Here is a 21,176-nt window from a genome sequence, read left to right on the forward strand (position 1 = left end):
CCTCAAGACGTCGGGAGACCGACGTCGAAAATCCGGGCTGTGGCGCCCAGTCAGGAGACACGACGAGATGACGGCATTGACCATCCCCGGTCTCGACCAGGCACCGACCACGCACGAACGGCTGCTGTCGTGGGTGCGCGAGGTCGCCGAGCTCACCACCCCGGACCAGGTGGTGTGGTGCGACGGCTCCGACGCCGAATGGCAGCGCATGACCGACCGGCTGGTAGCCGCGGGCACCTTCACCCGGCTGGCGGACAAGCCGAACTCCTTCCACGCGGCCTCCGACCCCAGCGACGTGGCGCGGGTCGAGGAGCGGACCTTCATCTGCTCCCGCGAGGAGAAGGACTCGGGGGTCACCAACAACTGGATGGACCCGGCCGAGATGAAGGCCATCATGACCGAGCTCTACCGGGGCTGCATGCGTGGCCGGACGATGTACGTGATCCCGTTCTGCATGGGCCCGCTGGACGCCGACGAGCCCAAGCTCGGCGTGGAGATCAGCGACTCCGAGTACGTCGTGGCCTCGATGCGGATCATGACCCGGATGGGCAGCGCGGCGCTGGAGCGGCTCGGCGACGACGGCGACTTCGTGCCCGCGCTGCACTCGGTCGGCGCCCCGCTGGAGCCCGGCGAGCAGGACGTGCCGTGGCCCTGCAACGACACCAAGTACATCACCCACTTCCCCGAGGAGCGGATGATCTGGAGCTTCGGCTCCGGCTACGGCGGGAACGCGCTGCTCGGCAAGAAGTGCTACTCGCTGCGGATCGCCTCGGCGATGGCCCGGGACGAGGGCTGGCTCGCCGAGCACATGCTCATCCTCAAGCTCATCTCGCCGGAGAACAAGGTCTACTACGTCGCCGCCGCGTTCCCGTCGGCGTGCGGCAAGACCAACCTCGCCATGCTCCAGCCGACCATCCCCGGCTGGAAGGTGGAGACCCTGGGTGACGACATCGCCTGGATGCGCTTCGGCGAGGACGGGCGGCTCTACGCGGTGAACCCGGAGGCCGGTTTCTTCGGCGTCGCGCCGGGCACCAACTGGAAGACCAACCCGAACGCGATGCGCACCATCGAGCAGGGCAACTCGCTGTTCACCAACGTCGCGCTGACCGACGAGGGCGACGTCTGGTGGGAGGAGATGGAGGGCCAGCCCGAGCACCTCACCGACTGGAAGGGCCGGGACTGGACGCCGGAGTCCGACGAGCCCGCCGCGCACCCGAACTCCCGCTACTGCACGCCGATGTCGCAGTGCCCGATCCTGGCGCCGGAGTGGGACGACCCGAAGGGCGTGCCGATCTCGGCGATCCTGTTCGGCGGCCGGCGCAAGACGACGATCCCGCTGGTCAACGAGTCGTTCGACTGGCAGCACGGCGTGTTCATGGGCGCCACCCTGTCGTCGGAGAAGACCGCCGCCGCGGCGGGCAAGGTCGGCGAGGTGCGCCGCGACCCGATGGCGATGCTGCCGTTCATCGGCTACAACGTCGGCGACTACTTCCAGCACTGGGTGAACATCGGCAAGGCGGCCGACTCCGCCAAGCTGCCCCGGATCTTCTACGTCAACTGGTTCCGCCGCGGTGACGACAAGCGGTTCCTGTGGCCCGGGTTCGGCGAGAACGGCCGCGTGCTGAAGTGGATCGTGGAGCGGATCGAGGGCCGGGCGACCGCCGCCGAGACCCCGGTCGGCATGGTCCCGTCCGCCGACTCCCTGGACCTCTCCGGGTTGGACACCCCGGCTTCGGACGTGGATGAGTCCCTCAAGGTCGACGTCGAGGAGTGGAAGGCGGAGCTGCCGCTGATCGACGAGTGGTTCGACACCATCGGCGACGCGCTGCCCAGCTCCATGCGCGACGAGCTCGTGGCCTTGAAACAGCGTCTCGGTAACTGACCGGGCGACACTCGGGCAGGTGGTCTTCGGGCGGCAACGTGGGAAGCAGCCCGGGCCACCTGCCCGCAGTGCTGAACGGCGAATCGTGCGCGATCGTGCGGCGTTCCCCCAGGGAAGGTGAAGTCCTTTCGGGGGAGCGCCGTTCTCGCGTCCGGCCACCGGCGATCTTGCCGCGGTTCCGCCGCTGGTGTGGGGGAATGCTCCTGACCAGCGACTCGGCGGACACTGGCGGTGTCCCGCCGGCCCGCCGAACGGCGGACCCGTCCGGGGCGGATGGGGGGTGTGCCGTGGCTTCACTGGCACTGCTGATGCTGACGCTGATCGCGATCGCCGCGCTGTTCGTCGCACTGCGCTCCGACGCCGACGAGGTGTTCGACGCGGACGACGACCGCCGCACGCCGGACGAGTGGATCGACGAGCTGGACGGAGGACCCCGGACCCGCTAGTCGACCACCGACCCGCGACAGCCCGTCTCCGGGCCTCCCGGAGACAGACCTGCCGGAGACGGCCCTCCCGGAGGCGGGGCTCCCGGCGGGTACCACGACCGAGGACGAAGCCGAACGACCCGGGCGGTGCGCGACCCACCCGCCCTCACCACGACCGGCGGCCAACGCGCCCGGCCACCCGGAACCCGCCGCTCACTCGAAAGTTGAATGAGTGGGCACCCTTGCCCAACATACTTGGACAAGGGTGCCCCTCACTCCACGAAGATCACCGGACGAAACCACCGGCCGCACCACGCACGCGCCACCGGGACCACCGTCAGGCAAGCGGCGTCAGCCGCTTCCGCTTTGCCCCACCCTCGCAGCTCGCACCGCTGCGGGTTCTCAGCGGCCTTCTCGCGAGGACGCCCTGACGCCGTGTACGTGGTTGTACATCAGGAAGGGCGCCCGGAGCGAGCAGGCCGCTGAGGTTCCGCTACCCGCACCGCTCAGCAGGGCGAGTCCGAAACAGCGCGATCACCGCATGACGTCGGAGAAGTGCTCCAGGTTTTCCCAGATACTTGCCCGCCCCTCCCCGAAAGCGCTGATCGCGCCCGGCTCGGGGAGTCCGGTGCCCTGGCAGGTGAGGTCTTGCTCGGGCACCACGCCGTCGATCAGGTAGCGCTCCACCGCGTCGTCGACGCAGGTGTTGCCGATCCCGTAGACCCCGTGGTCGCCCTCGTCGCGGACCAGCACCATGCGGGAGCCCTCGAACTGGTGGTGCGCGATCTTCGCGCCCTCGGTGGCGGTGGCCATGTCGTTCTCCGACTGGAGCATCAGCACCGGGACCACGCCCTCCCCGCTCGGCCGCTTCAGCTGCACGTCGGGGCGGTCCCAGTAGGCGCACGGCTGGCTGATCGTGTGGTAGCCGTAGGTGGGGAACATCCGGCCCTGGATCTCGGAGTTGGCCACGGCCCAGCCCGGCCCGCCGCGGTAGGCGGTGTCGTTGCAGCGGATCGAGTAGAACGTGGCGGACATCGAGTCGGCCGGGTCGGCCTGCATCGGTAGCTGCCGGCTCCGGGTCGCCACCAGCGCCGACACCGCCTGCTCCGACGGCGCCCCGGCGGCGAGCTCGGCCATCGTCCGGCCGTAGGTGTCGAAGCTGCTCTTGCTGTAGAGCGACTGCACCAGCAGGTTGTCGACGACGTTGTGGTCGAGCGGCCCGTTCGGCGTCGGGATGGGGTTCGCCTTGAGCTCCGCCCGGACGCGGTCGACGGTGGCCTGCACGGCCTCCGGGGTCGCGCCGAGTCCGTAGGCGTGGTCGCCCTCGGCCAGCCACGGCCGCAGGTCCTCCCGCCAGCGCCGTTCGATGGCCAGCGGCTGCCAGCCGAAGACCTGCTGCCAGCTCCCGGTGAACTGGGTGTTGGAGTCCAGCACCGCGCGCTCCACCGAGTCCGGGAAGTACGTCGCGTAGTAGGCGCCGAGCCAGGTGCCGCCCGAGATGCCGTACCAGCTCACCTGCTCGCGCTGCTCGACCAGGCGCAGCAGGTCGAGGTCGGCGACGGTCTGCTCGGTGGTGACGTGGCGGCCGAGCTCACCGCTGTGCTCCTGGCAGTCGCGCGCGAGGCCCTCGACCATCCCGAGCACCGCGCGGATGTTGTCCGGGCTGCGGTCCTTCAGGTCCAGCGGCGAGTACTCCTGCGGGCCGCAGGACACCGTGCTGCTCGCCCCGGTGCCGCGCACGTCGATGCCGTAGACGTCGAAGTTCGCCAGCAGGTCGGTGCGGCCCATCTGGAGCAGCGCGAGCGGCATGGACAGGCCCGCGCCGCCGGGTCCGCCGGGGTTGGTGAACAGCGCGCGGCCGTCCCCGCCCGGCGCGGCCAGCCGACTCACCGCGATCGTGACGTCCTCGCCGGATTCCGGGTCGTGCCAGTCCATCGGCGCGGTGAACGTCCCGCACTCCAGCCGTTCCGAGCCCGGCGGCAGTCCGGGCGGCAGCGGATCGGGCAGGCAGGGCGCCCACTCGATCCGCTGCTTCGCGTACCGCTCCGGCACCTCGAACGGCGCGTCGGCGGGCGCGGCGAGCACCGGTGCGGCCGAGCCCACCAGCGCCCCGACCGCGACCGCGACCGCCGTGGTCAGCGTCGCCTTGCGCATCGAACCCCCTCAATCCTCAAGGTGACCCTTGGTGATCACGAGGTCATTCGATCAGGCGACACCCCACCCTGGTACCGCTTTCGGTCAACTACCGCGATGACAAATGTCAGCTACGGGGCTTTTCACCGGGTCGGCCCGCCGAGCGCCCTCGCCCTCGTCGAGGTCGCCCCGGACGCGACCTGCGAGCGCGGGCGGACCACCGCCCAGACCAGCAAGGCCGAGGCCGCTGATCCGGCCCGTCACCCGAATGCGCCTTGAGTGAGGGGCACCCTTGCCCGAGTTACTTGGGCAAGGGTGCCCCTCACTCAGCTCCCGGGCGGGTGAGGGCGGGTGGTGTGGCGCTCGGTCGGGTGGTGAGTGAGGGGCACCCTGTACCACGTCATGGGGTACAGGGTGCCCCTCACCAGGAACGGGTCACTTGATGGCGCCGGAGAGGGCGAAGGCGCCGCCGAGGGCCCGGCTGACGAGCAGGTAGAGCAGCACCACCGGCGCCGTGTAGACCAGCGAGTAGGCCGCGAGCTCGCCGTAGGCGATGAGCCCGCCCTGGCCGAAGAACGTGTGGACGCCGACCGAGGCGGGCTGCTTGGCCGGGTCGAGCAGCAGCACGAACGGCACGTAGAAGTTCCCCCACGCCGTGATGAACGTGAAGATGGTGACCACGCTCAGCCCGGGCAGCACCAGCGGCAACACGATCCGCCGCAGCGCCTGCATCCCGGACGCGCCGTCGACCCACGCCGCCTCCTCCAGCGCGATCGGCACGCCGTCCATGAAGTTCTTCGTCATCCAGATCGCGATCGGCAGCGAGGTCGCGGCCAGGAACAGCGCGGTGCCCGCCATCGAGTCGATCAGGTGCAGCCGGACGAACATGCTGTACACCGGCACCATCACCGCCGTCATCGGCAGCCCGGAGGCGAACAGCACGGCGTAGAGGAACGGCCGCCGGAACCGGAGCTGGTAGCGCGACAGCGGGTAGGCGCACAGCACCGCCGCCGAGACCGCGACCAGCGCCGCGCCGCCGCACATCAGCAGCCCGTTCAGCACCGGGCCGAGGCTGACGTCCCAGGTGAGCACCCGGGCGAAGTTGTCCAGCGTCAGCTCCCGCGGCGGCCGGGCGGCCAGCGGCGCGTCGGCGTCAAAGGCGGCCGTGAGCAGCCACAGCAGCGGGGCCAGGAACACCAGGCCGATCGCGGCCAGCACCAGGTTCACCACGGCCGACGCCGTGCGCCGGCGCGCGGCGGTCACCGACGGGATCACTTCTCCTCCAGCGTCGCCGCGTACACCACCGCGAACAGCGCGCCGATGCCCAGCAGCACCAGCGAACTCGCGGCGGCGTAACCGATCTCGTCCAGCTCGAAGGCCTGCTCGTACATCAGCAGCGGCAGCGTGCGGGTGGCGCCGTCGAGGCTGCCCGCGGTGAGCACGTAGATCAGCGTGAACACCCCGATGGTCTGCAACGTGATGAGCATCAGGTTGGTCAGCACCGACCGGCGGATCACCGGCAGCACCACGTGCCAGAACCGCCGCACCGAACCCGCGCCGTCCACCTGCGCCGCCTCGGTCAGATCGCCGGGCACCTCGGCGAGCGCGGCCTGGTAGACCAGCATCGAGAACGCGGTGCCGCGCCACACGTTCGCCAGGACCACCGCCAGCATCGGCGCCGTGAACAACCACTGCTGGCCGTCCAGCCCGAACGAGGCCAGCAGCGCGTTCAGCGTGCCGTCGGGGTTGAGGAACGCGTAGACGGCGAACGCCGCCACCAGTTCCGGCAGCACCCACGCCGAGACCACCACGGTGCCCACCGCGCCGCTGATGAACCGGTTGCGGTGCCGGGTGAGCAGCGCGATGCCCAGGCCGAGCAGGTTCTGCCCGAACACCGCCGAACCCGCGACGAACACCACGGTCAGCCACACCGAGCGCCACAGCTCCGGATCGGTGAACAGCCGCCGGAAGTTCTCCAGCCCGACGAACTCCGGGTCGGTGGCCGCCGCCCCGGTCAGCGCCGCGTTGGTCAGCGAGATGTAGCCGCTCCACAGGATCGGCCCGGCCACGAACAACCCGAGCAGCAGCAGCGCCGGGAGCATCGGCGGCAACCACCGCAACCGGCCGGCGAGCGCGATCATCAGCCGGCGCGGGTGTTGGCCGGATCGACGATCTCGGCGACCCGGCGCGACCATTCGTCGCCTACCTGCTCCGGCGGTGCGCCGCCGACCACGTCGAGCACCGACCGCTGGATCTCCTCCGACACCTTGGGGTATTCCGGCAGCGCGGGCCGGTAGTGGGTGTTGCCGAGCAGACCGATCCAGAACGGGTTGAGCGGGTTGGACTCGGCGATGCGGGGGTCGGCGGCGGCGTCGGCCCGGGCGGGCAGGTTGCCGCTGGCCAGCGCGTACTGGACGACGTTGTCCTCGGTCATGGCCTGCTTGATGAACTCGAACGCGGCGTCCTTCTTCTGCCCGGACGCGCTCATCGCCAGCGTCCACCCGCCGGAGAGCGTCACCGTTCCCGGCGGCTGGCCGTGCTGGGTGGGCATCGGCGCGGCGGACATGGTGCGATGCCAGTCGGTCCAGCCCGCGTTCTCCCAGTTGCCGGAGGCGAAGCTGCCGTCGAGCCGGATCGCGACTTTGCCCTGCCGGGCCAGTTCATCGCGCAGCCGCTTGTCGTACTGGGCGTCGGCGATCTGCGCCTTGCTCTGCGTCAGGCCCTCGCCGATCGCGGTGGACAGGAACCGCATGGCGTCGGTGAACCCGGCGCTGGGCGCGATCCACTTGCCCGCCCGCTCGTCGTAGAGGGTGCCGGTGGGCGTGCCGTAGAGCAGCATCTCCACCGTCTGCATGCTCACCGACTCGCCCTCGGACTTGCCCAGCGCCAGGTCGAGGCCGATGACGTCGGGATGCCGCTGGGTGATCCGGCGCGCGGCGTCGAGCACGTCGGCCCAGGTGCGGGGCCGCCAGTCGGTCGGCAGCCCGGCGTCGGCGAACAGCTCGCGGTTGTACCAGAGGCCGCGGGTGTCGGTGTCCAGCGGAACCCCGTAGATCCGCCCGTCCGCGGCGCGCCCGGCCTGCTTGGTGGTCTCGATGTACTGGTCCCAGTCGGGCCACTGCGCGAGCCGCTCGTCCAGCGGGGCGAGGTACCCGGCGGCGACGTCGGAGTTGATGCTGAAGCTGTCCTCGTAGAGCACGTCGGGCGCGGTGGACGGCGAGCGCATCCGGAGCTGGAGCTTGGAGAGGTACTCGCTCTCCGGGGCCACCACCGGGTCGAGCTTGACGTGCTTGCCCGGATTCGCCTGCTCGTACTGGGCTTTGACGCGCTGCATCCAGGTTTCGACGGATTGGATGTTGCCGTAGCGGTGGTAGGCGACGGTGATGGTGTCGGGGTCGGCGGCGGCGCCGCCCCCGCACGCGGCGAGCGGCAGCGCCAGCAGTCCGGCGAGCAGCAGAGCGGTTCTTCGACGCATTGCGGTCCTCCGGTGGTTGCGCCTGACCTGAGACCCGGATCACACTCTTCGAGCACGTTAATTCCATTAGTTGAACCAAGTCAACGTGTCGCCCACCGGATGAGGAGCGCCGATGGCGGAGGAGTCGTGGCAGGGCACCAATCTCCCCCGAGTGGGCGGGTTCAACCGGGCGGTGGTGCTCGACGCGATCCGCCGCGGCGGCGGCGTCAGCCGGGTCGAACTCGCCCAGCGCACCGGGCTCACCGCGCAGACCATGTCCAACATCGTGCGCGCCCTGATCGCCGACGGGCTGGTCAGCGAGAGCGGGCACGCGCCGTCCACCGGCGGCAAGCGGCGGGTGCTGCTCCAAGTGGTGCCCGAGGCTTGCTCGGCGGTCGGGCTGCACCTGGACCCGGAACGGATCACCGGCGTGCTGCTGGACCTGGCGGGCGGCGTGCGGCACACCGCGAGCAGGCGGGTGCCCGCCGGCGCCGAACCCGCCGCCGTGATCAGCGCGCTGGCGCGGACCTGCAAGCAGCTCGTCTCCCGCGTCGACCCGGACGAAGTGCTCGGCGCCGGGCTCGCCGTGCCCGGCCCGCTGGACGCCGCGCAGCGCACCGTGCTGTCCCCACCGAACCTCACCGGCTGGCCCGCGGTCCCGCTGGCCGACGCGGTGTCGGAGCGGACCGGGCTGCCGGTGGTGATGGACAACGACGCGACCGCCGCGGCGATCGGCGAACGCTGGGCCGGGGGCGAGCAGCGCGCCGGCTCGTTCGCCTACGCCTACCTCGGCTCGGGGGTCGGGCTCGGCGTGGTGCTCGCCGACCGGGCGCACCGCGGGGTCAGCGGCAACGCGGGCGAGATCGGGCACGTGCCCGCGGGCGGCACCCGGCTGTGCCACTGCGGTCGGCGCGGTTGCCTGGAGGCGTACTGCTCGATGCGCGCCATCGTCGCCGATTCCGGCGGCGGGGACGGCGGTCCGGTCGCCGAGTCCTACGCGCGGCTGTGCCGCCGCGCCGCCGCGGGCGAGGCCGACGCGGTGAAGGTGCTGCGGCAGGCCGCCACCCGGCTCGGCCGCTCGCTGGCCGCGGTGGTCGGGGTGCTCGACGTGGACCGGGTGGTGCTCGGCGGACCGGCGCTGCGCCACGTCGGCGACCTCGTCCGCGACCGGGTCGCCGCCGTCCTCGACGCCCAGGTGTGGGCGCCGGAGGTCCGCCCGGTGCGGGTGCAGACCGCGCTGATCGGCGAGCACGCGGGCGCGGTCGGCGCGGCCTCGCTGGTCCTGGACCGCAGCTACTCGCCCCGGCTCACCACCCTGCTCGGCGCCGAGGCCGGCCCGGACCTCAGCGCAGGGCGCCGGTGACCGCGCGGTCGGCCTCGGCGACGGTGTCGGCGAGCCACCCGGGCAGCCGGTCGCCCGGGGCGTCGTCGTCGGCGGTCAAGTCATCAGCGGTCAGCGAGATGACGTACTGGCCGTAGCGCAGCCACACGAACCAGCTCGCGCAGCCGTCGCCCCGGGCGAACTCCCGGCCGCAGAACACCGCCGCCTCGTCGGCACCCGTGTCCGGCTCGACCGGCAGCTCGTCGACCGCGTCGAAGAACTCCGCCTGCTGCTGCGCCGGATCGTCGCCGCCGAACGCCCGCGCGGCCCACAGCGGCGAGGAGAACCGGAGCGCGGCCTGCTGCACGTCCGCGCCGTCGGGCCGCTCCCACACCCGCGACCACCGCTCGTCGAGCCCGGTCAGCTCGGGGCCCGCGCGGAGCTCGTCCGAGGTCACCCGCCAGTCCCCGGGCGCGGCGGGCGTCGCGACCACCAACCGCCGGGCCGGGACGTCGGCGCGCCCCTGGGCGAGCAGCGGCACGGCCCACGCGGCGAGCCCGACGACGAGCAGCACGACGACCCCGAGGACGATCCACCAGATCCGGCGCATCACTCGTACTTCCGCGCTTCCCACTCGTCGACCTGGGGCGCCCCCTGGTCCTCCATCTCGTCGATGGTCTTGATCATCTCCTGGTGGAACTGCTCCTGCGTCAGGTCGTCGCCGTACTTCTCGTACAGCTCGATCCCGGCGCGCATGGTGACCTGGTCGCCCGCGTCGTCCCGGCCGGTCGCGCCCTCGCTGATCGACGCGCCCTGGATCAGCGTCTCGGCGTCGAAACCCGCCGCGGCGCCGACGTAACCGTAGTGGATGTTGGACCACATGTCGTAGCTGACCGAGCGGCCCTCCGGATCGCCCGGGATCTTGAGGTTGTACTCCTGCTGCACCTCCAGCCCGAGCTCCTCCTCCAGGATCGGTTTGTGGTCCCACTCCGCGCCGGTCTTGACCTGGTTGAACCAGTCCAGGAACGCCTCGGGCGTGGTGAGCTTGGAGTCGAGGTTCTCCCGCATCTCCTTGACCTCGTCGCTGTTGACGTTGCGCATCATCTCGTCGAACATCAGCTTCTCGGCCTTGTTGAACCGGCCCTCGCTGATCGCGGCCTCGGCCTCGGCGAGGGTCTGGTGGGTCGGCGCGTTGAAGTCGTGGTCCTCGGCGACGTTGCGGCGCAGCGCGGCGGCGGCGTTGTCGTCGGCCTCGGTGGCGTTGACCCGGGCGCGGTCGATCTCCAGCGAGATCTGCTGGATCTCCTCCTCGTTCCACCAGTCGGAGCCGGGGATCCAGCTGTCGGCCTCGACCTCGCCGGAGCCGCTGACCTTCAGGCCCTTGTCCGGCGCCTCCGTCTCGGCGATGGTGTGCAGCCGCTCCTTGGCCGTGCGGATCGCGTCGTGGGCCTCCTGGAGGATGTCGCGGATCCCGGTGGCCTGCTCGACCGCGTCGGCGAACTCCTGCGAGGTCTGGTCGATGAAGGAGATGGCCGCCGAGGCGTCCTGCCCGGTCCACCCGCAGGTCTGCACGGGCATCAGCACGGTCTCGTTCATGTCGGCTTCGAGGGACTTGAGCTTGCCGATCTGCTCGCTCCAGGCGTCGACGGCGGCCTTGAGCTCGTCCACCGGCGCGTTGTAGACGGATTCGTAGGACAGCATCGACTACCTCACTCGAAGTGCTGGGCGATCTCGGCCATCGACATCTCGTTCTCGGCCTCGGTGTACTCGTGGTCCTTCGCCGTGGCCGCCAGCGAGTCGGCGATCTTGGTGCAGGCCAGTTCCAGCGTGCCGATCTGCGTCCCCCACGTCTCGGAGGTCTTCGCGAGCGCGTCCCCCAGCGCGAAGTCCGCGCCGCCGAGCGCCCGCGACGCCGCGCCCGAACCCTCCTCGGCGTGCGTGCCGCCCGACCGGACCCCGCCCGCGACGTCCCCGGCCGCGCCGGAGATCTGCGTCAGCTTCGCGGGATCGACCTGGATCTCACCTCCCCCGCCGCCGGCGGGCGGTTCGGAACCAGGATTGAGCCGATCGAAGATGCCCATGCGCCTCCACCCCACCAGGCCGCGAACAGAACACGATCGCGAGGAGACCCCCCAGCCGGCCCCGCGGATTCCGGACGGTTCATCCTGCCGCCACCCCGATGGGGGATCAACCCCTCGTTGTCCGATTCCGCGCGCGGCCATTCGGCAGCCGCCGCCGTCACCGGTCCGGGAACCAGGTGAGGGCCCCCTTGTCCGAGTAACTTGGGCAAGGGTGCCCCTCACTCACTTCACGTTCGGGTGAGGGGCGTTCGCTGCGGCGACGATCAGGCCGGTCTCGTAGGCCACGACGACGGCCTGGGCGCGGCTGGTGAGGTGCAGCTTGCCCATCATCCGCTTGACGTGGGTCTTGACCGTCGCCTCGCTGAGCACCAGCCGCCGGGCGATCTGCGCGTTGGTGAGCCCGTTGCCGACCAGGCGCAGCACCTCGGTCTCCCGCGCGGTCAGGGCCCGCAGCGCGGAGTCCTCGACGGCCGTGGCGCGGTGGTGGTGCTGGGCGTAGGTCTCGACCAGCTGGTAGGTGATGTGCGGCGAGATCAGCACGTCGCCCGCCGCGATCGCGTGCACCGCGGTGATGATCCGATCCGGCGGGGTGTCCTTGAGCAGGAACCCCGCGGCGCCTTCGCCCAACGCGGTGTAGACGTACTCCGGCAGGTCGAAGGTGGTCAGCACGATCACCCGCGGCGGGTCCTCCTGGTGCGCCTGGAGGATCTGGTGCGTCGCGCTGATCCCGTCCACGCCGGGCATCTTGATGTCCATCAGGATCACGTCCGGACGGGTCTCGGCGGCCACCCGCACCGCCTGGGCGCCGTCGGCGGCCTCGCCCGCGACCTCCAGGCCCGGGGCGGCCGTGAGCAGCGCGACGAGGCCGGCGCGGATCAGGTCCTGGTCGTCGGCGACCAGCACGCGGATGTTCATGCCTTCCCCACCTCGTCGATCGGCAAGCGCAGCACCACGCCGAACCCCCCGGACGCCAGCGGCCCGGCGGTGAGCGCGCCGCCGTAGAGCTCCGCGCGCTCCCGCATCCCGCGAATCCCGTGCGACTGGGGGGAAGTCCTGGACTTCGCGGGTGCGGCACCGTCGTCGGTCACTTCCAGGGTGAGCATCCGCTCACCGTAATCGAGCTCGATCCGCGCGCTGGCCGGTCCCGCGTGCTTGAGCACGTTGGTCAACGACTCCTGGGCGATGCGGTAGGCGCACAGATCGGGTCCCGCCGGGAGGTCGCGGGGCTGCCCGGTGGTCACCAGGTCGACCCGCAACCCGGCGCCGCGGGTCCGCTCCACGAGCTCGTCCAGCGACGCCAGCCCCGGTTGCGGGTGGTAGGCGTGGTCCGGCTCGGACGCGTCGTCGTCCACCCGCAGCACGTCGAGCAGCCGACGCAGTTCGGTGAGCGCTTCGCGGCTGGTGTCCCCGACGGTGTCGATCGCCCGCACCGCGGTCGGCGGATCGGTGTCGATGACGTACTTGGCGAGCCCGGCCTGCAACGAGATCACCGACATGTGGTGCGCGACGATGTCGTGCAGCTCCCGGCCGATGCGCACCCGCTCGTTGGCGACCGCCTGCGCCGCCTCCTCGGCGGCCCGTTCGGCGCGCTGCGACCAGCGCTTCGTGCTGTCGCCGAGCATCCAGACACCGGCCAGCGCCACCCCGGCCATCAGGCCGTGCGTCCAGACGACCTCGGGCACGGAGTGGAAGCCGTTGAACAGGATCACGGCGAAGGACAGCGCCCACATGGCCGCGGCCACCGGCCTGGAACGCAGGATGGCGACCGAGAACAGCCCGATCAGCGAGCCGATCCCGACGTTGGTCAGGCCGTGGCCGAGCAGGCCGCTCGCGGTGGTCGCGGCCAGGATGACCAGCAGCGTCAGCACCGGAGCGGTCTGCCGCAGCGCGACCGGCGCGGCGGTCAGCGCGGCGAGCACGTACGCCGACCAGTCCGGTTCCGGGGCGGGCGAGCCCGCCTGCGTGACGACGGCCAACGCGGTCAGCAGCACCGCGAGCAGCACGTCGGCCGCGGTGGTTCGGGGATTCGCGGGCATGGGCTCACGTTAGGTGAGCGCCTCCCCCGCGCGGACCCACCTCCGGGGGTATCCGCGGCTACCTCCGAGGGGTAGCCGAAGATCCCGTTCCGGGGCGACGACCCACCGTGCTCGGCGAACCTAGTGTTCCTCCCCATGAAGCGAACTTTCGTAGCAGCCGCCCTGATGATCGTCACCGCGCAGAGCACCATGATGGCCGGGCTCGCCCAGGCCACCCCCCAGGCCGACACCATGCAGCGCGACGCCGACGCACTGCTGGTCCAGGGCGCTCCCGGCGTGCTGGCCGAGCTCGACACCCCGCGCGGCGAGATCAAGGTGCGCAGCGGCGTCGGCAACACCACGACCGGCACCCCGGTCCCGTGGGACGCCAAGTTCCGGATCGGCAGCTACACCAAGACGTTCGTGGCCACGACCCTGCTGCAACTGGTCGGCGAGGGCAAGCTCTCGCTGGAGGACCCCGTGGCGAAGTGGCTGCCCGGGGTCGTCACCGGCAACGGCAACGACGGCCGCGCGATCACCGTGCGGCAGCTGCTCCAGCACACCAGCGGGCTGCCCGAGTTCATCAACGGGATGACCGACATGTTCGAGCAGGAAGGCTTCCTGCGGGAGCGGTTCACCAGCTTCGAGCCGGAGCAGCTCGTCGAGTTGGCGATGCGCCAGGAGCCCCAGTTCGCCCCCGGCACCTCCTGGGCCTACTCCAACACGAACTACATCCTGGCCGGGATGGTCATCGAGTCGGTCACCGGCAACGAGTGGGCGCAGGAGACGCGGGAGCGCATCATCGAGCCGCTCGGCCTGCACGACACCTACATCCCCGGCGAATTCCCGTTCCTGCCCGCCCCGCACGCCGTCGGCTACGAGCGCTTCCCCGACGACATGACCTCGCCGAACCCCACCTACGGCCCGCAGATCGACGCCACGGCGCTCAACCCGTCCTGGGCCGGGGCGGCCGGTGAGATCATCAGCACCACCGAGGACGGCAACCGGTTCCTGCAGGCCCTGATGCGCGGGGAGGTGCTGCGCCCCGCCGAGCTCGCCGAGATGAAGAAGACCGTGCGCGCCGAGATGTTCGACGTCGTGTGGCCCGGTGCCCGCTACGGCCTCGGCCTGATGTGGTCGCCCAACGAGTGCGGCGGTTTCTGGTCGCACGGCGGCGACATCCCGGGCTTCATGACCCGCAACGGCGTCACCGAGGACGGCAGCCGCAGCGTGATGGTCACCATCAACACCGACTCCATGCTGCCCGAGGAAGGCGCCCCGCCCGTGACGGGCGACCACGCCGCGGACCTCGTCGAGAACGCCCTCTGCGGCACCCGCTGACGACGCGGCGACGGCGCCCCTGCCCTCCACCGGCGGGGGCGCCGTCGTCCGCCGCGCGGCTAGGTGGCCGGGGCGGGTGTGGTGGCCTCGACGGCGGCGGCGACGGCCTCGCCGAACGCGCGCATCCCAGCCTCGTTGGGGTGCAGCGGCGCGGCGGGCGAGGTGGGCAGCACCCCTTCGAACCACTTCTCGCCGATCGGGGCGCACACGTCGTGGCCGACGCTCATCGGCCCGATGTCGACGAAGGTGGCCCCGTGCCGGGCGGACACCTCGGCCAGCATCGCGCTGATCCCGTCCACCGCCTGCTGGACGTAGGTGGCGTCGCGGCCCCAGATCGGCTGCTTCGGGTAGCAGCCGCCGGGGCGGATGTAGGTGCCGTAGCCGACCACCACGACGTGCGCCTGCGGCGAGCGCTGCCGGATGGTGCGCAGCGCGGCGTCGAACTCCGGCTCCACGGCGGCGATCCGCGCCGCCAGCTCGTCCCGGCCGCCCGCGGTGAAGCGGTCCGCGCAGGACCGGCCGATCGGTTCCGGCAGCAGGTTGATGCAGGAGATCGCGGCCTGCACCAGCTCGGCGTCGTTGCCGCCGATGGTGACGGTGACCAGGTCGGTGGTCGCCGACAGCGCGTCGTACTGCGGGGCGAGGAAACCGTGCTGCCGCCCGCTGAAGTCGTCGATCACCGCCCCGGAGCAGGTGACGTCGGTGAGCGCGGCGCCGAGCAGGTCGGCCGCCACGCCCGGGTAGTTCGACCGGGATCGCAGGCACAGCAGGTTCGGGTCCGGGTTCGGGATCAGCGGGCCGGCCGCGGCGGAATCGCCGAGCGCGACGTACTCGTAGGTGTCCTGGGCGGCGGCGGCCGGGGCGAGGAGCGCGGACGCGGCGGCGGCGGTGGTGACCGCGGCGGTGAGGCGGGCGGGAAGGCGCACGAGGACCTCCTGGTCAGGCGGACCTTCCTGAACTAGCACGTCCCGCAGCGCCGGATCGGACGAATCACCCGAATCCCGCGCGAAGTTACACCTCCCGGCGCAGCGATCTGGTGATGCCGGCCGCCACCGTCGTGGCCAGGATCCAGCCCGCGGCGATGAGCACCACGGTGATCCACTGCGAGCTCCCGTGCGCCTGCCACATCACGTCGTGGCCCAGGTTGATGATCGGCACGAGCTGGTCGACCGTGTAGAGGAACGGGTTCCACACCGGGTGGTCCTCCTCGTTGATCGGGCGCAGCTCGTGGAAGCTGAACCAGGTCGAGCCCGCCCCGGTGAGCAGCAGCAGCCAGATCAGCGCGCGCAGCGGGCGGAAGCCGTAGCTGACCGTCACCAGTTGCAGCATGCTCCACAGCCGCACCGGCCAGCGGAACGCGGGCCGGGTCGCCGCCGCGATGGCCTGGTAGCGGCGGCGCTGCTTCTCGATCAGCACCGTGACCGCGTGCTCCTCGTTGCCGTTGCCCCGGAACACCTTCGCGAGCTGGTCGTACGGGCCGGGCTGGTACCGGCCGCCGGTGGTGCGCAGCCAGTCCAGCCGCTCCCGCACCCGCGCGGTGTCGGTCGGCTCCACCGGCTCGGAGAAGTTGTCGTAGCCGAAGTCCTCGACGTCCACGCCGCCCTGCGCCCGCCACAGCTCGGCGTTGTCGGCCAGCAGCTCGCACTGGGCGCGGCGCAGCATGATCCGGCCCAGCGGCGGCTCGCCCGGCACCAGGGTGAGCTCCTGGGCGACCAGCCCGAAGGCGTTGATCGCGTTGCGGGAACCGCCGTCGCCGAGCTGGCAACCCCAGAAGTTGGCCTGCCGACCGACCTCCGCGCGGCGCAGCTGGATCTCGCCCTCGGCGCGGAACGCCCGCACGTTGCTGGCCGCGCACACCAGGTCGCGCTCGATGTGCGCGGCGCGCAGGTCCACCGACGGCTTGTAGGCCATCCGGTGCCGGTGCCAGGCGGGTTTGGTGAGGTGGCTGGCGCGCAGGTCGACGTTCGCGCCGAACCGGGCGCCCTGGAGCTGGAGGCTGCCGAGGACGTCGGCGTCCCGGCACTCCAGGTTGCTGCCCACTTGCAGGCGGCTGGCCAGCACCGCGTCCGTGCGCGGACCGACCACCGTGCTGTGGTTGAGCTGGAAGCTGCCGTGCACGTGGACGTCTATCATCCGCAGCTGCCCGTGCAGCGCGACCCGCGAGGCCTCCAGGTTGCCGAGGATCTCGGCGCCGTCGATGTGCAGCGCCCGCAGCGGCTGCTCCACCGACGCCGACTGCGAACGCGACCAGCTCAGGTCGATGTGCGCGCCGGACATCCGCAGGTCACCGCCGACGTGCGTGCTGACCATCCGGAGGGTGCCACCGCTGCGGAAGTTCTGGTCGATCTGGATGTCGCCCCGGACGCTGCCCCGGTCCAGGATCAGCGTGCTGGTCGGGTCGTCGTACTTGGACTCGCCGCGCTTGGGCGGCGGCACGCCCGGTTCCAGCACCGCGTCGCGCAGCCGCAGGTCGCCGCTGATGTGCGCGCTGGGCAGGAACAGCAGCCCGGCGGTGGTGAACGCCCGACCGGTGTGCGGGTCGACGTCGAGGCGCAGGCTGCCGCCGATCTGTATCCCGTTGCCGTTGATGGCGAAGTGGCCGCGGTTGCGCAGCGAGCCGCCGGAAATCGTGAGGTTGCCGCCGACCTTCGCGCCGGGGATGCGGATCTCGCCCGCCGTCCGCAACCGCAGCGCCAGCAGCGCACCGGACACCGAGAGCCGGTCGGCGTAGATCGCCCGGCCGCCGGGGTTGCGCAGCTCGCTGTCGTTGAGCAGCAGCGAGCCGCCCAGGTCGGCGTCGGCCAGGTCCACGATGCCGTCCACGCTGGTGCAGCCGCGCAGCACGGTGTCGTTGGCGGCGTTGAGGTTGCGCGCGTTGAGCCCCGGGAACCGGCAGTGCCACAGCACCAGCCCGGCCAACGTCGCCTGCCGCAGGTCCGGGGTGGTCTCGAACCGGCAGCGGACGAACTCCAGCAGGTACGGCAGGTCCGCCGCGCGCAGGTCCACCTGCCCGGTGATCACCGCGTCCTCGATGACGATCACCGGCTGCTGCCCGGTGCGGCGGGAGAACGGCCGCCAGCCACCGGCTTCCTCGAGCGACTCGATCAGCCGCCGGGTCAGGTACTCGCCGCGCAGCACGCGGGCGTCGTCGTAGTGCGGCGAGTGGACGTCCAGCGGCAGGGTCGCGCGCCGCTCACCGCGGCTCTGGCGCAGCGACTCGTCGAACCGGTGCTCCGCCAGGGACGTCGGACCGGTGCTGCTGTCCCACGGCCTGACCACCAACGCCCGCACCCCCGGATGTCCGCCCCGCTGCTCCACGCGAACGGTAGCCGATCGACTACCGCTACCGGTTCGGACGTGCGGCGGCCCCTGAGAGTTTCACCGATCGGCAGGGTCCAACCGATCGGACCAGTCACCCGGAAGAGTTCCGAGTGAGGGGGACCCCTGTCCCGGTTACTCGGGCAAGGGTGCCCCTCACTCAGGAAAGCGTCACCCGGCTCGGCCCGGGGTCATCGGACGTAGAGCTTGTACTCGCGGTTGCCGACCTTCACGATCATGCATTCGGTGACGTTGCTGAACCGCTTGAGGTTGTTGCACTCGGCGTGCACGTATGAGTGGCCACCCGAGGTCACGTACCGCCACGTGGGCTCGGCGGCGGCGATGCCCGGGGCGGCGGTGACCAGGAACCCGGCCGCGAGCGCGGCGCTGACGGCGATCTTGCGAAGCATGGGGACTCCCACCTCGAACGTGAGCGACGCCTCGTGCGCCGCTTCCGCCGGTGATTAGACAAGCCCCGGACCGCGGTGCGGCCGGACGCGACCCGAAAGAGCGGCGGAAATCCACCATGTCGCCCAACGGCGGGCGCCGTGGTTCCACGTGGAACCACGGCGCCCGCCGCCTACTCCACCGCGTGCGTCGGGTCGAGGACCCGGGCGAGGAACGTCTTCGTCCGCTCCTGCTTCGGGGCGCCGATCACCTCGGCGGGCGGGCCCTGCTCGACGATGCCGCCGCCGTCCATGAACAGCACCCGGTCGGCGACCTCGCGGGCGAACTGCATCTCGTGGGTGACCACGAGCATCGTCATGCCCTCGTCGGCGAGCTGGCGCATCACGCCGAGGACGTCGCCGACCAGCTCGGGGTCCAGCGCCGAGGTCGGCTCGTCGAACAGCATCACCTGCGGGTTCATCGCCAGCGCGCGGGCGATCGCGACGCGCTGCTGCTGGCCGCCGGAGAGCTGCGCGGGCATCGAATCGGCCTTCTCGGCGAGCCCGACCCGCGCCAGGTTCTCCCGCGCGACGCGCTCGGCCTCCTGCTTGTCCCGCTTGAGCACCTTGCGCTGCGCGACGGTGAGGTTGTCCAGCACGGACAGGTGCGAGAACAGGTTGAACTGCTGGAAGACCATCCCGATCCGGCGGCGCGCGGCGTCGATGTCGGCGTCCGGGTCGGTCAGCTCGGCGCCGTCCACCGAGACGGTCCCCGCGGTGGGCTCCTCCAGGAGGTTCACGCAGCGCAGCAGGGTGGACTTGCCGGAGCCGGACGGCCCGATGACGCACACCACCTCGCCGCGCTCCACCCGCACGTCGACACCGCGCAGCACTTCCAGCGACCCGAAGGACTTGTGCAGTCCGGCGATCTCGATCACGACGTCGCTCATGCCGCGCCTCCGTGTCCGGCCTTGGACCGCGCCCCGCCGCCGTACTTGCGCTCCAGCAGCACCGACAGCCGGGACAGCGGGATGGTGATGATCAGGTAGCACAGACCCGCGATCAGGATCGGGGTCAGCGATTGGTACTGGTTCAGCGCGCCGCGGCCGAACTTGGCCAGCTCGTACTGGCTGGCGGACAGGCCGAGCAGGTAGATCAGCGAGGAGTCCTTGGTGATCAGGATCAGCTCGTTGGTCAGCGGCGGCAGGATGATGCGGAACGCCTGCGGCAGCACCACGGTCAGCATGGTGCGGCTCGGCGACATGCCCAGCGAGCGGGCCGCTTCCACCTGGCCCTTGGGGACCGCCTGGATGCCCGCCCGGATGGTCTCGGCGATGTAGGCGGCGCCGACCAGGCCGAGGCTGAGCATGACCGTGGAGTAGATGTCGAAGCGGAGCTGGAAGGCGATCGGCACGCCGAAGCCCAGCGCGATGAACACCAGCAGCGCGGGCAGCCCGCGGAACAGCTCGATGTAGCCGGTGGCGATCCACCGGTACGGCGCGACCGGGGACATCTTCATCAGCGCGAGCAGGACGCCCAGGCCGAGGCCGAAGGCGAAGCCGAGCACGGTGTAGACGACGGTGTTCAGCAGCGCGGTGGTGATCACGCCCGGGAACTGCGCCTTGGCGACCTCGACGTTGAAGAACGCCCGCCCGATCTGCTCCCAGTCGGCGACCAGGGCGAGCACGACCAGGACGACCACCAGCACCGCGTACTGGATCGCCCGGTTGAGCTTCGCGCGTTGCCGACGGCCCATCCCGCTCTTGGGCCGGTCGATCTCGGTTGTCATCGACCTCTCCTGTGTGTCTCGGCGCGCGGGTGGCGCACCGCTGGCGTTCCGGCGGGCCGGGCGTTCGGTGGGGGTGCCACCGCGCCCCGGTCAGTATCGGGGGCCGGCGGTTCGCGCCGGCCCCCGGGGAGGGCGTCCCTCACTGCGGCTTGGTGCCGAACCACTTCTCGTAGATGGCGTCGTACTCGCCGGATTCCTTGGCCTTGCGCAGGGTTTCGTTGACCTGCTCCAGCAGCGCGGTGTTGCCGGTCCGCACCCCGATGCCGTACTGGTCGCCGGTGGGGAACTCGGTGGTGACGCGGGTGTCCGGGTTCTGCTTGGCGAAGTTCAGCAGCACGCCGTTGTCGTTGATCGCGGCGTCGATCTGGCCGGTCTTGACCGCGGTGGTCTGCAGCGCGAGGTCGTCGAAGACGATGATCTCGTAGCCGAACTTCTCCTTGTTCTCCTCGGCGTACTCGAAGCCGGTGGTGCCGACCTGCACGCCGAGCTTCTTGCCCCGGAGCTGCTCGAAGTCGGTGATCCCGGAGTCCGGCTTGACCAGCAGCGCCTGGGTGGCGTCGAAGTACGGCTCCGAGAAGTCCATGTTCTGCTGGCGCTCCTCGGTGATGGTCATCGCCGCGGCCGCCACGTCGCACTGCCCGGTGTTGAGCGACTCACCGGATTGGATGCCCTCGTCGAAGGGCGCGTCGACGATCTTCTGCTCCACCCCGAGGTCGCGGGCGACGAGGTCGACGAGGTCCACGTCGAAGCCGACGATCTCCGGTCCCTGCGGGAACTGGAACGGCTCGTAGGGCAGGTGGGTGCAGGTGGTGAGGAATCCCGGTTCGATCAGGGCCACCCCGCCCTCGCCGGTGCCGCTGGTGGTCGGTTCCGCGCAGCCGGCCGCCGCGGCGGCGAGCGCCAGGGCGGGCAGCAGGGCCAGCGCTCGGGGAGTTCTGCGACGCGCCACGATGTCACTCCTAGTAGGTGAGAACGCAAGTTCTCGAATGGTGCCACTCGTTCAGGCGCAAGCCCAGCCGCCCGGATTGCGA

20 protein-coding genes are annotated in these 21,176 nt (G+C 71.1%); 5 read left to right on the forward strand and 15 right to left on the reverse strand.

What is annotated here, in order from left to right; all coding sequences use genetic code 11:
* Window positions 1-67: 67 nt before the first annotated feature.
* Together ACQP0T_RS27045 and ACQP0T_RS27050 are read left to right on the forward strand one after the other, a co-directional pair.
* Entirely contained in the window at window positions 68-1,882 is a 1,815-nt protein-coding gene (locus ACQP0T_RS27045; RefSeq protein ID WP_433870552.1) for a phosphoenolpyruvate carboxykinase (GTP), read from the forward strand.
* Between the two features lie 287 nt (window positions 1,883-2,169).
* Entirely contained in the window at window positions 2,170-2,328 is a 159-nt protein-coding gene (locus ACQP0T_RS27050) for a hypothetical protein (RefSeq protein ID WP_433870553.1), read from the forward strand.
* 513 nt (window positions 2,329-2,841) lie between these two features.
* On the opposite strand, the gene ACQP0T_RS27055 is transcribed toward ACQP0T_RS27050, so the two are convergent.
* Window positions 2,842-4,461 (reverse strand): alpha/beta hydrolase, encoded by a 1,620-nt coding sequence (locus ACQP0T_RS27055; protein WP_433870554.1) that lies wholly within the window; start codon window positions 4,459-4,461, stop codon window positions 2,842-2,844.
* Window positions 4,462-4,557: 96 nt separating this feature from the next.
* Between ACQP0T_RS27055 and ACQP0T_RS27060 the strand changes: the two genes are divergently transcribed.
* Window positions 4,558-4,719 (forward strand): hypothetical protein, encoded by a 162-nt coding sequence (locus ACQP0T_RS27060; RefSeq protein WP_433870555.1) that lies wholly within the window; start codon window positions 4,558-4,560, stop codon window positions 4,717-4,719.
* Window positions 4,720-4,875: 156 nt separating this feature from the next.
* Here ACQP0T_RS27060 and ACQP0T_RS27065 read toward each other — a convergent pair whose 3' ends face one another.
* From ACQP0T_RS27065 to ACQP0T_RS27075, 3 genes are read right to left on the reverse strand one after another with little or no spacing between them, the layout of a single operon-like run.
* Window positions 4,876-5,703, reverse strand: coding sequence for a carbohydrate ABC transporter permease (locus ACQP0T_RS27065; protein ID WP_433870556.1), 828 nt, complete (start codon window positions 5,701-5,703; stop codon window positions 4,876-4,878).
* Window positions 5,704-5,711: 8 nt separating this feature from the next.
* Window positions 5,712-6,581, reverse strand: coding sequence for a carbohydrate ABC transporter permease (locus ACQP0T_RS27070; protein WP_433870557.1), 870 nt, complete (start codon window positions 6,579-6,581; stop codon window positions 5,712-5,714).
* Window positions 6,581-7,915 carry an extracellular solute-binding protein gene (locus ACQP0T_RS27075; protein ID WP_433870558.1) on the reverse strand — a complete coding sequence of 445 codons (1,335 nt, stop codon included), beginning with the start codon at window positions 7,913-7,915 and terminating at the stop codon, window positions 6,581-6,583. The genes ACQP0T_RS27070 and ACQP0T_RS27075 overlap by 1 nt, the downstream gene beginning before the upstream one ends.
* 112 nt (window positions 7,916-8,027) lie before the next feature.
* Between ACQP0T_RS27075 and ACQP0T_RS27080 the strand changes: the two genes are divergently transcribed.
* Complete coding sequence (locus ACQP0T_RS27080) at window positions 8,028-9,257, forward strand: ROK family transcriptional regulator (protein ID WP_433870559.1); 1,230 nt, start codon at window positions 8,028-8,030, stop codon at window positions 9,255-9,257.
* Here the strand turns inward: ACQP0T_RS27080 and ACQP0T_RS27085 are convergent.
* The 5 genes from ACQP0T_RS27085 to ACQP0T_RS27105 form a co-directional block, all read right to left on the reverse strand.
* Window positions 9,238-9,825, reverse strand: a complete 588-nt coding sequence (locus ACQP0T_RS27085) for a hypothetical protein (RefSeq protein ID WP_433870560.1) — start codon at window positions 9,823-9,825, stop codon at window positions 9,238-9,240. The genes ACQP0T_RS27080 and ACQP0T_RS27085 overlap by 20 nt on opposite strands.
* The gene (locus ACQP0T_RS27090; protein ID WP_433870561.1) at window positions 9,825-10,916 is read right to left on the reverse strand and encodes a polymorphic toxin type 44 domain-containing protein; all 1,092 of its coding nucleotides are present in this window, start codon (window positions 10,914-10,916) and stop codon (window positions 9,825-9,827) included. The genes ACQP0T_RS27085 and ACQP0T_RS27090 overlap by 1 nt, the downstream gene beginning before the upstream one ends.
* An 8-nt stretch (window positions 10,917-10,924) precedes the next feature.
* On the reverse strand, window positions 10,925-11,296 hold the full coding sequence (locus ACQP0T_RS27095) for a type VII secretion target (protein WP_433870562.1): 372 nt from the start codon (window positions 11,294-11,296) through the stop codon (window positions 10,925-10,927).
* A 222-nt stretch (window positions 11,297-11,518) separates the two neighbouring features.
* Complete coding sequence (locus ACQP0T_RS27100; protein ID WP_433870563.1) at window positions 11,519-12,211, reverse strand: response regulator; 693 nt, start codon at window positions 12,209-12,211, stop codon at window positions 11,519-11,521.
* The gene (locus tag ACQP0T_RS27105; protein WP_433870564.1) at window positions 12,208-13,332 is read right to left on the reverse strand and encodes a sensor histidine kinase; all 1,125 of its coding nucleotides are present in this window, start codon (window positions 13,330-13,332) and stop codon (window positions 12,208-12,210) included. The genes ACQP0T_RS27100 and ACQP0T_RS27105 overlap by 4 nt, the downstream gene beginning before the upstream one ends.
* Before the next feature lie 135 nt (window positions 13,333-13,467).
* Between ACQP0T_RS27105 and ACQP0T_RS27110 the strand changes: the two genes are divergently transcribed.
* A complete protein-coding gene (locus ACQP0T_RS27110; protein WP_433870565.1) occupies window positions 13,468-14,652 on the forward strand; it encodes a serine hydrolase domain-containing protein in 1,185 nt (394 codons plus the stop codon).
* Window positions 14,653-14,711: 59 nt separating this feature from the next.
* On the opposite strand, the gene ACQP0T_RS27115 is transcribed toward ACQP0T_RS27110, so the two are convergent.
* The 6 genes from ACQP0T_RS27115 to ACQP0T_RS27140 all read right to left on the reverse strand — a co-directional run bounded on the left by ACQP0T_RS27115 (window position 14,712) and on the right by ACQP0T_RS27140 (window position 21,094).
* Window positions 14,712-15,578: an SGNH/GDSL hydrolase family protein gene (locus ACQP0T_RS27115; protein WP_433870566.1), complete on the reverse strand. Its 867-nt coding sequence runs from the start codon at window positions 15,576-15,578 to the stop codon at window positions 14,712-14,714.
* A gap of 85 nt (window positions 15,579-15,663) precedes the next feature.
* Window positions 15,664-17,931, reverse strand: a complete 2,268-nt coding sequence (locus tag ACQP0T_RS27120; protein ID WP_345358667.1) for an oxidoreductase — start codon at window positions 17,929-17,931, stop codon at window positions 15,664-15,666.
* Window positions 17,932-18,161: 230 nt separating this feature from the next.
* A complete protein-coding gene (locus ACQP0T_RS27125; RefSeq protein ID WP_433870567.1) occupies window positions 18,162-18,380 on the reverse strand; it encodes a hypothetical protein in 219 nt (72 codons plus the stop codon).
* A 170-nt stretch (window positions 18,381-18,550) separates the two neighbouring features.
* Entirely contained in the window at window positions 18,551-19,306 is a 756-nt protein-coding gene (locus tag ACQP0T_RS27130; protein WP_433870568.1) for an amino acid ABC transporter ATP-binding protein, read from the reverse strand.
* Window positions 19,303-20,112: an amino acid ABC transporter permease gene (locus ACQP0T_RS27135; RefSeq protein WP_433873855.1), complete on the reverse strand. Its 810-nt coding sequence runs from the start codon at window positions 20,110-20,112 to the stop codon at window positions 19,303-19,305. Before ACQP0T_RS27135 ends, ACQP0T_RS27130 begins: the two co-directional genes overlap by 4 nt.
* Window positions 20,113-20,284: 172 nt before the next feature.
* Window positions 20,285-21,094 carry a basic amino acid ABC transporter substrate-binding protein gene (locus ACQP0T_RS27140; RefSeq protein WP_433870569.1) on the reverse strand — a complete coding sequence of 270 codons (810 nt, stop codon included), beginning with the start codon at window positions 21,092-21,094 and terminating at the stop codon, window positions 20,285-20,287.
* Between the last annotated feature and the right edge of the window lie 82 nt (window positions 21,095-21,176).

It is taken from the genome of Saccharopolyspora sp. CA-218241 (assembly GCF_050954615.1).
GTDB classification, from domain to species: Bacteria; Actinomycetota; Actinomycetes; order Mycobacteriales; family Pseudonocardiaceae; genus Saccharopolyspora; species Saccharopolyspora cebuensis.